Origin of the sequence: Peribacillus simplex (assembly GCF_900156045.1) — a bacterium.
Classification (GTDB): Bacteria; Bacillota; Bacilli; order Bacillales; family DSM-1321; genus Peribacillus; species Peribacillus simplex_D.
Window position 1 is genome coordinate 869,413 of the sequence record NZ_FTMX01000002.1, and the last position, 14,221, is coordinate 883,633.

A 14,221-nucleotide genomic window follows, 5' to 3' on the forward strand; every position below is an offset into this window, starting at 1 on the left:
ATTACTATAATTCTATCTATATATATTGTCAATGGTAATTTCATGGGTATATAAGAAGAACTTCTGACAGGATTTTTTGAGACGAACCGTATATACCTACTGACAAATGAAAGCAGTAAAGGTCCCGGAAACATTTCCGGGACCTCTACTGCTTGGCTCATTGAAAGATGCCCCTTATGGGGAAGGCAAGAATATTCCTAATTTACAACAATCAATGCTTCTTAAATCCTTGTTTCTCAACGTAATCTTTCATGTACAACCTGCTTTTCTTACCAAGCATTCCAGCCATTTGCTCAGTCCAGGTGTCTTTTCGTTTACCATTAGTGCGAAGATCATAATAATTGGAAATCGTTTCATTATACGCTTCAAGTTGTCCGATGAACTCTTGCTTATCCTCCTGATATCCATTTTCATGATAGATATTGGCCAGCGGCAAACGCGGCTTTTTATCCGAACGGTTTTTCGGATATCCGACCACTAGACCGAATAATGGTATAACGCGATGCGGTATATTCAAAATCGCTGACACTTCCGGGAGATTATTGCGGATCCCGCCTATATAGCAAATGCCAAGATCCATTGATTCTGCTGCCAATGCTGCATTTTGAGCCGCAAGAGCAGCATCGATACAGGCAACCATGAATTTCTCCGTACTTTCAATCGATTCGGACAGGTCCTTGTTTTCCATTTCGGAAACCATATCCTGACGATATAAATCGGCGCAAAAGACGAATAGATGTCCATTCTTCTCTACATATGATTGTGGTCCGGCAAGTTCAGCAAGCTTGGCTTTCTTTTCGGGATCGGTTACCCCTATGATTGAATACGCTTGAATATAGCTTGAAGTCGATGCCGCTTGGGCACATTCCACAATCGTATTGATTTGCTCCTCAGACAATAACTTGTCCTCAAAAGAACGAATGGAACGGTGATCTAAAATCTTCTCAATAATGTTATTCAATGCTCCCACCCCTTAAGAATATGTAAGTAAAGCATCCATCATCGGGGCTCAAACGCCCCCGATGACAGTTAGATATTGATGAAACTCAACCTTTTGTTTTCAAATCCAATTCACGGTAATTTTGCTGTCTCAGTGCTTCATAAATCAAGATGGCAGCCGTGTTCGACAGATTAAGGGAACGTACTTTATCCGTCATCGGAATCCGCAGGCACCGGTCCATATTTTCTTGGATCAGCTCTTTCGGAAGACCCGTCGTTTCACGGCCAAAAATGAAGTATATTTCACTGTCTTGATCACTGTAATCGAAGCTGGAATGCGGCTGTTCCCCGAATTTGGTCAAGTAATAAAATTCACCGCCGGCATTTCTTTCATAAAACTCTTCTAACGAATCATAATAATGGATCTTTACATTCTCCCAATAATCGAGTCCGGCCCGTTTAAGCTGTTTGTCATCCGTCGAGAAACCGAGCGGGCGGATGAGATGTAAAGACGTATCCGTCCCTGCACATGTTCTTGCGATATTTCCTGTATTTGCTGGAATCTGTGGTTGATATAAAACTACATGTATTGACACTTCATTTTCACCTCTAGTTTGAACTTCACCTTAATTATAGCATTAAACAAAAAAGACTAAAAACCAATCACCTTCCATCCAAAATCACAAAGAATTTATAAACGATGTTCGGTGTATATCTGGTTGAATCCTCATATGTCCAATACCGGTGACGGCTGTTCATCGTATGTGCATTCACAAGCGGCATCCCGTCCTGGTCCTTTGCCGTTACGATCAAGTTATGATCAAACCGTCCGTCCCCTTCGAAATCTATGCAGAGGATATCACCCAAATTCAATTCCCTGGCCGACTCCACCTGCTTTGTCCTGATGGCATTGCCGGCTTTAAGCAGATGATATAAAGAATGGGCCGTCGTCCATGTGTAACTCCAGCTTTCCCCCCTTATCCACCAGCCCTTATTTTTGTTTGGCGCCCCCCACATCGGTATTCCTCCCGCATGTAAACATTGTGAAATGTAATTTGTACAATCATCAGTGAATTTATGATAAGCCGGATTGAATTCGTTCCACCAACGCTCGGCATATTGGACGGCCTTCATTCGATCATACTTATATGCGAGACGATCTGCGCCTGGATCACATTTTTGCGGTGCCTCTTCGGTTTCAAAGCTGGGAAACAGCTCACGTTCATCCACTATATACCCATTTCGAAACCGGGCCTCCCTTTCTTCCATTTCTTCTTCTATATAAAATGAATCCTCCTGTTTCAATAAATATTGCAGATGCACATGATATGTCAGGACTGTATCATTGTCTTCCTTTTTCTTCGAATGTACCTTTCCTGCAGCATTCACCCGAACAATTTCCGCAGCACGGTTCCTCATCATTTCCTTCTTCAAATGCAACTTCCTTTCACTCCGTTCCAGATTATCGGAAGTATAAAACTCCACTCTTTCTTGTAACAGGCGTTGCAATTGTTCCCTCAAGTTCATACCCTCCTTCTTACCATCTATGCTAATGTGTATGTATGAAGGCATGGACAAAAACACAACTTCATATAATGCGGGCATTTCAACCGTTTAAAATAATGAAATTTATTAAAAAGGTTTCCTTGATGGCACCGGAATATTTCAAGCAAAAAAAGCCGCCCCGTTTATATTTACGGGACGACTGCATTTTAGATATCATTTTGTTTCCAAGGTAAACTGCAGTCCTTTCTCAATTTCCGCAAGTACCTCTTCATCCGTTTCCTTCATTCGTGCTTCTTCCAGAATGGAAATGGCCTGCTCCCTTCCAATTTTCCCAACTGCCCAGGCCGCTGTCCCCCGGATTACGGGCCGCGGATCATCCTTCATGACCTGTATCAATTGGGGCAATGCGGTTTCATCTTTGAAGTGGGCCAATGCTAAAATGGCATTCCGTTGGATTGGTTTCTTACCACGCCAAGATCCAGAAACATGGCCGTATGTCTCTTTAAAGTCCCGATTTGGAATCGTAAGCAGTGGTTTCAACAGCGGTTTCGCCAGCTCGGGGTCAGGTTCCATCTCTTCATGAAAATGAAAATCCATTCCTTTGTTTTTCGGACAAACTGTCTGGCATGTATCACACCCATACAAACGATTGCCTATTTTCGTCCTGAACTCATCCGGAAGGAAACCTTTTGTCTGCGTTAAGAATGCAATGCAACGCTTGGAATTTAGCTGCCCGCCCTGAACGAGCGCACCAGTCGGGCAAACATCGACACATTTATTGCATGTCCCGCATTGATCTTCCATCGGCTGATCAGGTTCAAATGGCAGGTTGGTAATCATGTCCCCCAAATATACATAAGACCCGAATTCCGGAGTGATGATCATACTGTTTTTTCCACTCCAGCCAATTCCTGCACGCTCAGCCACTGCCCTATCTGATAACTCGCCCGTATCAACCATGGATTTCGTCAATGCCCCTGGCACTTTATCTTTAATGAAATCCTCAAGTAACTGCAATCTATTACGAAGAACGGTATGATAATCCGTTCCCCAAGAAGCACGGCAAAAGATCCCGCGCCGCTCACTTTTTGTACTTTGCGGAGCATCCTTCAATTTCGAAGGATAAGCAAGCGCAATCGAAATGATGGATTGCGGTTTATCGAATATCAATTCGGGCCTTACCCTTTTTTCTATATCGGATTCTTCAAACCCTGACTGATAATCCAGTTCCTGTTGACGTATCAGCCGACCTTTCAATTCAGTAAAAGCCGTGGCCGATGTAAATCCGATTTTATCGATGCCGATTTCCTTACTATATAAAATCACTTCTTGCTTGAATGAGTTCATATCCATATAAATCACCTATTTCATTCAGTATTCCCATTGAAGCTTGAATCCATTTCAAACCATTGCTATCTATGATAAACTAATTGCAATCATTTTTGGAGGTGAAACGGTTGGAAATTACCGTATCGGCTAATCTTAGCAGTAAAATCCCTGAATTCAAAGTTGGGATCATTACATATGAAAACATCGAAGTGGGTCCCTCCCCGCAAATGGTGAAAGGAAGACTTCAGCTATTTCAGGAAGCTCTTTTCTTCGACCTTGAAGAAAAGGAATTGACCGACTTTTCCGGCATTAAAGCGTGGCGGGAGATTTTCAAGGCTACAGGAACAAACCCGTCACGGTATCGCCCCTCCGTGGAAGCCCTTTACCGCCGCGTAAAAAAACAGAATTACTTGACACCCATCCATTCAGCCATCGATTTGAATAACTTCTTCTCGCTGTTATATGAAGTTCCGATCGGCATTTATGATGCGGAAAAATTATCAGGAGACATCTCGATAAAGATTGGCGAAGGGTCAGATGGTTATGACGGTTTGAACGGCCGCTTGAATTCCATGGAAAATATGATCACTTCAGCCGATCATGATGGTGCATTCGGAAGTCCTTACGTTGATTCAGAACGCACGAAAGTCACCGAAGGAACGAAAAAAGCCATCCAAATCGTATATTTACAACCCAATACTCCAATCATGGAAGCAGATCAGCTAACGAAATCCTTGATGGACATGTTCCTTGAAATCCATGGTGGTGAAGGGACTTACTCGATTGTAAAAGGATAATTAACATTGAGCGGAACTGAGCCCTTCCACAATCGGAAGGGGTCTTTTCTTGATTTTTAGCCGTGCACTACAATTCTTTTATTCAACCGTTCGGCTTACCTAATTACACAACTTTTTCAGTTTGGACGATAAAAGCACAAACTTATTCAAACTGATTCTACTAAAGTAGTCAATCTCTTTGAACAAGTATGTGCTGCATCGAAATCCCCACTCTCCCTGATGAAGGATCATCCATAAATAGAAAACTCCGGTTTTCGTTACGGTATGACATCCGGTATTACCGCTTCCATAGAATGTTAATTTGGACAATAAAAAAATCCCACTGTAAACAGTAGAATTCTTGTAATAATATTTAAACGCAAAGCTTCGTTCTCCAGGTAACGAAACCCTACGTTATGAGTATGTATTGGAGCGGGTGAAGGGAATCGAACCCTCATCATCAGCTTGGAAGGCTGAGGTTTTACCACTAAACTACACCCGCAAATCATTGTAGAAGTTTGTCGAATCACTAACAAAATTAATTATATAGTTTAATGTGAAAAAATGCAACAGTTCTTTTAAAAAAAATTAATAATTAATGTATTGTAACGTTAATATATTCATTCACTCAAGTAAAGATGTTAAAAGTCCCCTGATTCAGAGAACTTTTTCATCTTATTTGATTTAAGACCAAATGACTTCCATTAACCGCGGATAAACCTGCTGTGCTGTTTCAAGCAGCATGATTAACTTCCTGAACGCCAGATCCGGTACGATGTCCCCCTCAATGGAGTATGAATGCCGAATGGAAATGGTCCCATTTTCTTCATACAGCTTGGAATACCTAAAATTAGCATTAAATTCATTCAACAGTGTATGTACATCCTGTTTCTTTTCAGGATTCTTCAACTCGGCGACATTAAAGCAAAATAAGTCCGCCACATTTTCATCTTGATTGAAAGCAAATACTAAGAGGACCTTCCACCCGTCCTTTAACTTTTGCTCAGCTCTAAAAAAGGTGGTCCCATCTTCTTTCAACTCATTCATATAGATTTTCTCACTAGTTAAAAAATCACGAAATTTAGCAACGTTTGACATGGTTCATCACCTTTCTGTTTGTAAGTACATTTTATAATGAAAACCGACGTTTTTACAGACTTTTCTATAATCCTGCCAATTTCATCCTATTAACAGAGGCGAAGAAATCATTCATTCATTCATTCATTTTTTTGAATAGGGAGTCAAATATGAACTCCCTATTCAAAATCAATAGACTGATTAGCCAGTTGCTTCACCGCTAAACCGTAGTGCTTTTTGAAGATCCAAAATTTCGTGGCGGATTTTTGAGTACCCTTCAATTTCGGGAACCTCTTTATTAGTAAGTGGCCGCCCCTTATCTGCAGCGATTGCCATTGTTTCAAAAACATACAGTAATTGAGCAAGTTCACGCTCTGAAAGTACCGACCGATCAGAGAATTTCAAGCTTGCATTTAAATAATATCCCAACTGTTCTATCGAAAATATTACGGGCCAAAGAGATTCCAGTCTAGCCTTGTTTTTGAATATCTCACCAAGAGCCGCATTGTAGACCGTTAATAGATTCACCATATTGGTTTGCATTTTGTTCCTTTCACTGCTTTCATCGATTGCAAGTTCATTATCATGTCCAGAGAACGCCACCAACAGAAATTGCCCCTGGCTACGAATCGTTTTGGCCATCAAATGGTTGAGAAGGCTTGAGGCCGATCGACTGCCGATTAACAGCGATCCAAGAAGACCTATCATGCTCCCAACGACGATATCGGTTATTCTTACGGTCGCAAAAAAACTGAAATCATAGCTTTGAGTTGAATATTCCGCCATGATCAATGCTGAAGGGGTAAAAAACATCGCCGCCAATCCATAATTCCGTACGATGAAAAGCTCTGTAATGATTGTCAAACACAAAATGATCAGAACGATAATGAACTCGTTATGAACGGATGCAAGAATTAAGCTTGCTAGCAGGAGTCCAATGATTGTCCCGAAGGTCCTTTGTACCGCACGATGAAATGTAGCAACAATGGTCGCACCTGACATAACGGCTGCACAGGATAAGGGAATCCAGTATGAACGGTTAAAATCGGCGGAATAGGCTATGATTGCTGCAATGGTAAGGATTGCTCCATATCGGATGGAAGAGAGAAAGACAATCGAGTTCTTATCGAACGCCCCAAGAAAAATCGTTTTTAAAGAAGGCTTTGAGATTGATGCTTCTTGGTGGATTTTACTAACCGGTTCATTCATGATGGCATCTGCATTGTAAATTTCAACGAATAGCTTTTCCACCTCTAGTTGCATTTGGTCCGGCTGAAGAATCTTTGATTCATTTTTAGTTTTAGATGCAATGGAGTCGGCCAAGGCACGTACCGATTGTCCTAATTCTGGCGGTAGCACAACATTTTTGTGCAAGGATAGTTCCAATGCTTCCAAGAAAATGACATTCGCATGGTCATTCAATAGAAACAACCGCTTTAACATATCTGAGCTTCGCCTGTTTGAAAACCCTGCTAACAATGTATCTTCCGCTTGTTTCATCGCCAATACCGTTCTTTGTCTTGCTGCATTGAATCTCCCGGTGCCTAGCGAATCAAAGAATGCCCCCAATTCTCTGTACACCTTTTCCACCGCAAGCTTTTCTGGTCCATGAGGATTGAAAAACCAACCTAACATACAGATTATCCAAGATAGTGCCCCACCCAATAAAACAAGGCCTCCACGCAACGGCGCAAGCGTCTGATCAATGGGCATACCTGTCGCTAGCGCAAAACTCAAGACAAAGAAAACCGCCGAAGGACCGGTAATCTTTAATGCACCAAAAATAAAAAAAACACTTGCCCCGATGATCCCCATCATTATGGCTGTTCCCAATTGGTATGGAGCCACAAGCGTCCCTAATACAACAGATAAAGCAAGACCCACCATCACAAAGAAAATCTTTTTAGCTCTTTGATGATACGGTTGGTTAAATACGTATAAATAAGTGAACCCGCCTATTCCTGCCAGTAAACCGTACGCTAAATTGCCGAATAATAAGCCAATGAAAACAGGTAAGGCAGCCGCTATCCCTGCACTTAACGCTTTTATCCAAGGAAATGGATTCTTTTTTAATTCAAAAGCCTGTTTAAATGTCGTATGTATTACATCCAACTTCAGAGTTTTTGAAGAGGGCCCCTGCTTATTTTTACTCATTTCAATTTTTCCTTTCGCAAATGATTACCTAGGTAACTATTCTTTTTACTTTATCATAACATTATGCTGAGGGCTATGTTTATAGAGACCCTTTTTTAATATCCTTCATATGGAACAAAAGATACGGTAAAGGGTAAGTAATTCTTGAATGCCTTTGTTTTTCACCTACTTTTCGTATGAATTTCCACACATATCGAAGTCCTTGACTTTCAAGAAGGAACATCCCTGTCATGACTTCAACAAACACGGTCTTTCATATGTTAGTGACTAGTATCGAAATTATTGATGATATATATATAACTATCTTATCTCGGATGTTATTCATCGCGACAAATTGTCCGAAAACGACATTGATCCCAACATATGAAAATCCAGAGAATCCTTTGCCTATTTTATTCCTAAGGTTGATTATCTTTCATGAAGGACATGCTTTGTAAATGATCAGGAATGGACACCCCATATCCAAACAAAAAAGGTCGAAGCACATCAATTTTAGTTAAGAAGATGTGCTTCGACCTCTATTATTGGTTTGACGGGATTTTTTAGAAATAACAGCTCTTTTAGTACACCTTCATTTTCAGGAGGTCTAACAAGATCCCGCCTCCACTGTGTTCCCATAATCTTATAGTTGAGCGAATTCAGGTTCCGCAACTTTTACAAGCTGTTTACCGAGGTTCGTTCCTTTAAACAAACCTAAAAATGCATCAGGTGTGTTTTCGAACCCTTCAACAATCGTTTCTTCATACTTCAGCTTTCCCTCTTGAAGCCACTTGCCTAAATCAGTAGCCCCCTCTTGGAATCTAGCGGCATAATTTCCAACTGTGAAACCTTTCATAAGGGCACTCGTTTTGATCATCGCCGATTGCAGACGCGGCCCTAGATCTTTCCCTTCTGCATTATACGAGGAAATCGCTCCACATAATGGAATTCGGGCATTCGCATTCAAAAGTGTGAAAACAGCATCGGACACCTCGCCGCCCACATTATCGAAATAAACATCGACTCCATCGGGAACAGCATTAGCTAAATCTGTCTTGAAACTATCTCTTTTATAATTTACGGCTCCATCAAATCCGAGCTCTTTCGTTAAGTACTCAAGTTTTTCGTCTGAACCAGCGATGCCAACGACTTTAGCACCTTTTATCTTAGCAATTTGTCCGACTACTGAACCAACTGCTCCAGCCGCTCCTGAAACCACTACAGTTTCACCTTCTTGAGGTTTACCAATATCAAGCAAGCCAAAGTAAGCAGTTAAACCGGTCATTCCAAGAATCCCTAAATGAGTTGTTACCGGAGCCACCTTGGGATCGATCACGCGGATTTCCTTCTCGGTGACAACTGTGTATTCTGCCCAGTCGATATTCCCAACAACGACATCCCCTTGTTTGAAGGAATTCGAGTTGGACTCAACAACTTCTGCAACAACTCCACCCGTAATAACCTTATCCAATTCAAATGGAGCAATATATGACTTGGTATCTTGCATTCTGCCACGCATGTATGGATCGACAGATAAATATAGTGTACGTACTAAAATTTCATTATCCTTTGGTGTGGGAACTTCACTCTCAACAAAGTTAAAATCTCCTTTTGAAGGCATACCTTTTGGACGATTTGCCAGGGTGATCATTTGTTGTTTGGTCTGTGTCATCATTGTTCCTCCTTGGTTTTGAATACGTAATTTCGAAAAGAAGCGTATCACTGATGAAGTTCATAGGTCAAAGAATATGATTGGCTATTGCTTCCATAACATTCTTTATGTAGCCTTTCCTGAAAATCCTAAACTTGCTACGACCTATTATGTCCCATGTTTTTCATTCATATAAAGGCCATCAGGAAATGGCTTTATTACCTTCAATTTTCATTTTAAGAATAAATAATGTACGTGGACTTCCACCATATACGGTTCGCTTCCCAGGAAAATTTAACGGCCTTTCCCCGTTTGGATATCGAGGAAAGGCCGCAGCTTGAAACACCCTATTTTTTTGTCTGCTTGGCAAATGTTTAAGCTCAGCAGCTTTGTTTCTTCTTATCTATATTCCCGATTAGAACGTCAACCTGGACAGTTTGTACTGAAATCTTTGAGACTATGTTCGCCCTTGAAAAATCTTTGCAAGCATATGTGAACTTGGTTTAATGGATATTCTACATCAATTTTGAAATAAACATCGTTGCAATTCCAAAGTAAATGAGTAACGAAAGTATATCATTCAGTGTTGTAATTAGCGGACCAGAAGCAACGGCGGGATCAATGTTGAATTTATATAATATCAAAGGAATAATGGTCCCAGCTAATGTCCCGATAATTAGGGTCATCACTAACGAACTTCCAACCACTAATCCCAGAACGGGATTTCCCTGCCAAACATAAGCAATGATTGAAATTAATATGCCACAGGTAAAACCTATTATCAATCCAACTTTCAGTTCCCGTACTATAAGTCTGGTTACGACACCTTTATCCGTATCACTAGTGATTAGGCCTCTTACAACAACAGCTAAAGATTGAGTACCTGTATTTCCAGTCATCCCTGCGATCATCGGCATAAAGAAAGCAAGTGCCACAACTTTGGACAATGTTTCTTCAAAACCGCTTATTATAGTTCCGGACACTAATCCGATAAATAAAAGTAAAATGAGCCAGGGTAGCCGACGATATGCGGCCACATGCGCCTTCGTGTCAAAGTCTATAGCTTTACCGGATGCCGATAATTTTTCAATATCTTCATTCGCTTCCTTAATGACAACATCAATAATATCATCGACGGTCACAATTCCTAATAATTCATTATTTTTTTCAACTACGGGAATTGCTAAAAAATCATATCGCTCAATAACACGAGCTACCTCTTCCTGGTCTTCATAAGCAGATACGGAGATGACCCGGCTATACATAATATCTTGAATTTTTTCAGATTCATCATTTATTATTAAATCCCGATATGATACAACACCTACTAATTTTTTATCGTTATCTATTACATAAAGATAATTGATCGTTTCCGAAAACTCCGCAAAGATCTTCAGCTTTTCAACTGATTCCCGAACCGTATAGTGTTGGGGTATCCATACAAAACGGTTTGTCATTATTCGCCCGGCCGTTTCAGGTGGATAATTCATGATATTTTGAACGATTTTTGATTCTTCTTGTTTCATACCTGAAAGAAGTTCTTCAATTTTTTCAGGGGATAGGTCCTCTAACAATGAAGCTAGGTCATCATTATCCATTAGATCCATTACATGGCCGGATTTCTCTATTCCTAATTTACTAAGGATTTTCAATTGATGTATTTTTTCAACTTCTTGAATCAGTTCAGCGATTTGTTCTGAATCAAGTAATAACAAGAAGCGTGTATGGTGTTTTTCTGGCAGCCCCTCAAAAATTCGCGCGATGTCATATGGTTGGAGTTCTTCTAATATTGCTTGAAATTCTTTCTTTTTTCCTTCCTTTAAAACTTTTATGATTTGTAAAGTTAGCTGATCTTCCGTCAGGATTTTTATCATTTCGTCACTCACTCCTTTTTAGGGGAGCCAAAAAATATTTCCCTTAAATATTAAGAGTAAAAAAAATATTATTATTCCCCATCCAAAATCTTTGTGTTCATTCAATTTTAATTAAGCTCCGAATATATCGGCGTGAATAGTTCCCCACTATCCTCACCTCCAGGAAAAAATAAAAACACCTCCATTACAAATGAAGGTGTTCAATACGGTTTTATATGCGTACATTGTCTGAATGACAAATACAAACAGTCGTATATGACTGAATGACAAATACAAGCATAAATCCAGTTCCTCCATTCGTAGAGCTTTAGCACTGTGTGGCATAGGACAATGCCAGCTACATTAAAAACCACCTTATGTCGATGGTTTCTGTTGACCCATTGGCGTCTTTCGACATTTTTGGGCAGTAGCGTATCTCCTACACAGGAGCCTCACCTAACGAGGATATTTAATTTACAAATCCACTCTAAAAGAGTTTCTTTTAGATGTCAATGTTTGATTCAAATAATTCTAATTTTGCCCTAATATCCTATCTTTAATAGAGTACCATGAGAACGACACCGACTTAAGCGCTCTGGATTAAGACGGTCCGATTGAATGTCTCATCGATATTTTTTAAAAGTCCCCTCTTCACAGCCGCAATTGCCACCACATCTAAAGGGAAAATATTGGAATTATATACTAATACTTACTTATAATAAAGACGGATATGAATGACTGAAACAAAGAAACACATTACCTAATGAAAAATATCTTTTTATCTCTAATTAAAGAAAGGAAATGGCTCTAATGAAAAGACTTTTGGCGATTATATGTATTATCATGAGTGCTTTTGTATTAATGGTAGGCTGCAGAACCAAGGACGCGGTGCAGGTGGAAGAGGAATCGAAGGAAGTGAGATCGTTGAAAGCTATTGAAGGCAGGTGGGCGGGAGATATTAAGATTCCAAATCAACCGCTTCCAATCATTGTTCATTTTACGAAAAAAGATGGAACGATAAGCATTCCTGTACAAGGGTTGAACGAATTCCCCTTAACAAGTGTAAAGTTAAGTAAATCAGACTTGTTTTTTGATATGGACATCCAAAATCAGAAAATAACATTTGATGGGAAAGTAGATCAGGAAAGGATTTCAGGAACATTTGTTCAAAATGGGCAAGCGTTCCCCTTTGAATTGCTTAAGAAATCCGATCAGGCAGTTGAAGAGAAAGAAACAGGTGAAATCGTGCAGGCCGACTTAAAGAACGGAACCATTAAAGGCCGTTTGGAAACACCAAAAAATGAAGGGCCTTTTCCTGTGATGATTATAATTGCGGGCTCTGGTCCGACCGATAAAGATGGTAACACCATTGCAAATCCCGGAAAAAATAATAGTTTAAAAATGTTAGCCGAGAGTCTTGCAGAAAAAGGTATCGCAAGCATTAGATATGATAAGCGCGGAATTGGTGATAATATGCAATTGGCAGGAAAAGAAAAGGACCTAAGATTTGAACAATATATTGATGATGCAGCTGCTTGGGCTCAATTTGCCAAAAAGGATGGCCGTTTTTCCAAAGTCGGCATCATCGGCCATAGTGAAGGCTCTTTAATTGGAATGGCAGCCGCAAAGAAAACGGAAACAGACATATTCATTTCATTAGCTGGTGCAGGCGAACCCATTGACCAAGTACTCATTAAACAGCTTGAAGAGCAACTGACACCGACGTTATTAACGGAATCCAACGATATACTGGCAAAGCTAAAACAAGGAAAACAAGTCGGGACTGTCAGTGCTGATTTGCAAAGTGTATTCCGACCTTCTGTTCAACCTTACTTGATTTCTTGGATTCAATATAACCCGATAGAAACAGTAAAGGAACTGAATATCCCTGTTCTGATCGTAAACGGTAATAGAGATATTCAAGTGCCGGCAACTAACGCAAAAGCGTTACATAAGGAAAAAAGCGATTCTGAATTACTTATCCTCGAAAAGATGAATCATGTATTGAAAGAGGCCCCTGAAGATCGAAAGGGAAATTTAGCAACCTATACAAATCCGGAACTACCATTATCCCCAGGATTGGTGAATGGAATCATTGAATTTTTAAACAAAAATGATATCACAAGTAATGAAGATCATAAAAATAACAATTGAGAATTGCTTCTCTATAGGCTCAGGTTCTTTGGTTAAATCATGAATAGGAATAATCAATATAGTTTAGAAAGACCAACAGGGGAATTTTTGAAACTAAACTATTTAAGGTTGATTGTAGCGCAAGTGCGAGACTCCTGCGGGAGCAGCGGGACAGGTGAGACCCCACAGGCGTTTACGCCGAGGAGGCTCACCGCCCGCCCCGCGGAAAGCGAGCATCTGGAGGGGAAATCAACCACACCGCTTTACTTGGTAAATAGCAACAAAGTATGCGAAAAAGCCTTTTTGAAAGAGCATGAAAAATAAAATGGCACTAATTAAGAAAAAAACAGTAGCCAGAAAAGCACATTCATGTCGAATTAATGGTACAAGTGCCAGTAACTGTGGAGCAAATATTCGACTGGTCCTTCATTTAATACATACCAAAATCAGTTTTTCTCATTACAAAATAGTACGTAAAATATATTCTATCGAGGTAACGGTCGGAAAGATTGTCCACTTAAAATGTCCCTCCTTCATTTAGATGACGATATTCACCAGTTTCGAATTGGTGAATGACTCTTTTTCAACTAAATTTTACTTTCAGAAAAACAATGGTAGGTAATCTAACAAGAAGGAAGATTTTGTATAACATCATTAGTATAATTGATGAAATTACAATAAGAAAGGAAAGATCACTATGAAGATGTTTATACATGCTTTTAAAAAGAATACTATATGTATCCTTGAAATCATTTATCTGTATATCCTATTCTTTTTTTCAGAGCTACAAGCCACTACTGCAAGTATATTAAAAATAAAGTAGC

Annotated in this window: 11 protein-coding genes, 1 tRNA gene and 1 riboswitch; of the genes, 3 read left to right on the plus strand and 9 right to left on the minus strand. The window is 39.9% G+C overall.

The annotated features are described in order from the left end of the window. Positions 1-211 precede the first annotated feature (211 nt). The 4 genes from nfsA to queG form a co-directional block, all read right to left on the minus strand. A complete protein-coding gene (nfsA, locus tag BW986_RS10730; protein WP_076367711.1) occupies positions 212-961 on the minus strand; it encodes an oxygen-insensitive NADPH nitroreductase in 750 nt (249 codons plus the stop codon). An 85-nt stretch (positions 962-1,046) separates the two neighbouring features. Beyond that, positions 1,047-1,535, minus strand: a complete 489-nt coding sequence (gene trmL, locus BW986_RS10735) for a tRNA (uridine(34)/cytosine(34)/5-carboxymethylaminomethyluridine(34)-2'-O)-methyltransferase TrmL (protein WP_076367713.1) — start codon at positions 1,533-1,535, stop codon at positions 1,047-1,049. Positions 1,536-1,602: 67 nt separating this feature from the next. After that, on the minus strand, positions 1,603-2,460 hold the full coding sequence (locus BW986_RS10740) for an amidase domain-containing protein (RefSeq protein WP_076367714.1): 858 nt from the start codon (positions 2,458-2,460) through the stop codon (positions 1,603-1,605). Positions 2,461-2,658: 198 nt separating this feature from the next. Beyond that, positions 2,659-3,798 (minus strand): tRNA epoxyqueuosine(34) reductase QueG, encoded by a 1,140-nt coding sequence (queG, locus tag BW986_RS10745; protein WP_076367715.1) that lies wholly within the window; start codon positions 3,796-3,798, stop codon positions 2,659-2,661. 104 nt (positions 3,799-3,902) lie between these two features. On the opposite strand from queG, the gene BW986_RS10750 reads away from it, so the two are divergent. Further along, positions 3,903-4,571, plus strand: a complete 669-nt coding sequence (locus tag BW986_RS10750; RefSeq protein ID WP_076367716.1) for a B3/B4 domain-containing protein — start codon at positions 3,903-3,905, stop codon at positions 4,569-4,571. Positions 4,572-4,978: 407 nt separating this feature from the next. Here the strand turns inward: BW986_RS10750 and BW986_RS10755 are convergent. From BW986_RS10755 to BW986_RS10765, 3 genes are all read right to left on the minus strand, one after another. Next, positions 4,979-5,052, minus strand: a tRNA-Gly gene (locus BW986_RS10755). A 182-nt stretch (positions 5,053-5,234) separates the two neighbouring features. Next, positions 5,235-5,648 (minus strand): YbjN domain-containing protein, encoded by a 414-nt coding sequence (locus BW986_RS10760; RefSeq protein WP_076367717.1) that lies wholly within the window; start codon positions 5,646-5,648, stop codon positions 5,235-5,237. A 180-nt stretch (positions 5,649-5,828) separates the two neighbouring features. Continuing rightward, on the minus strand, positions 5,829-7,781 hold the full coding sequence (locus tag BW986_RS10765; protein ID WP_081395571.1) for an FUSC family protein: 1,953 nt from the start codon (positions 7,779-7,781) through the stop codon (positions 5,829-5,831). Between the two features lie 230 nt (positions 7,782-8,011). Here BW986_RS10765 and BW986_RS10770 point away from each other — a divergent pair, with 230 nt between their 5' ends. Further along, positions 8,012-8,218, plus strand: coding sequence for a hypothetical protein (locus tag BW986_RS10770; RefSeq protein ID WP_076367718.1), 207 nt, complete (start codon positions 8,012-8,014; stop codon positions 8,216-8,218). Between the two features lie 185 nt (positions 8,219-8,403). On the opposite strand, the gene BW986_RS10775 is transcribed toward BW986_RS10770, so the two are convergent. Together BW986_RS10775 and mgtE are read right to left on the minus strand one after the other, a co-directional pair. Next, positions 8,404-9,432 (minus strand): NADP-dependent oxidoreductase, encoded by a 1,029-nt coding sequence (locus tag BW986_RS10775; protein ID WP_076367720.1) that lies wholly within the window; start codon positions 9,430-9,432, stop codon positions 8,404-8,406. Positions 9,433-9,926: 494 nt separating this feature from the next. Next, complete coding sequence (gene mgtE / locus BW986_RS10780) at positions 9,927-11,285, minus strand: magnesium transporter (RefSeq protein ID WP_179086052.1); 1,359 nt, start codon at positions 11,283-11,285, stop codon at positions 9,927-9,929. A 284-nt stretch (positions 11,286-11,569) separates the two neighbouring features. After that, a riboswitch (M-box (ykoK) riboswitch) is annotated at positions 11,570-11,735 on the minus strand. A gap of 339 nt (positions 11,736-12,074) precedes the next feature. Between mgtE and BW986_RS10785 the strand changes: the two genes are divergently transcribed. Beyond that, a complete protein-coding gene (locus tag BW986_RS10785; protein ID WP_076367722.1) occupies positions 12,075-13,418 on the plus strand; it encodes an alpha/beta hydrolase family protein in 1,344 nt (447 codons plus the stop codon). Positions 13,419-14,221 lie beyond the last annotated feature (803 nt).

Excerpts from the sequence above, each read along its gene's own strand:
- BW986_RS10765 (WP_081395571.1), bottom strand. The coding sequence starts at position 7,781 with ATGAGTAAAAATAAGCAGGGGCCCTCTTCAAAAACTCTGAAGTTGGAT.
- BW986_RS10785 (WP_076367722.1), top strand. The coding sequence starts at position 12,075 with ATGAAAAGACTTTTGGCGATTATATGTATTATCATGAGTGCTTTTGTA.
- BW986_RS10770 (WP_076367718.1), top strand. The coding sequence starts at position 8,012 with ATGACTTCAACAAACACGGTCTTTCATATGTTAGTGACTAGTATCGAA.
- mgtE (WP_179086052.1), bottom strand. The coding sequence starts at position 11,285 with ATGATAAAAATCCTGACGGAAGATCAGCTAACTTTACAAATCATAAAA.
- BW986_RS10760 (WP_076367717.1), bottom strand. The coding sequence starts at position 5,648 with ATGTCAAACGTTGCTAAATTTCGTGATTTTTTAACTAGTGAGAAAATC.
- BW986_RS10775 (WP_076367720.1), bottom strand. The coding sequence starts at position 9,432 with ATGACACAGACCAAACAACAAATGATCACCCTGGCAAATCGTCCAAAA.
- queG (WP_076367715.1), bottom strand. The coding sequence starts at position 3,798 with ATGGATATGAACTCATTCAAGCAAGAAGTGATTTTATATAGTAAGGAA.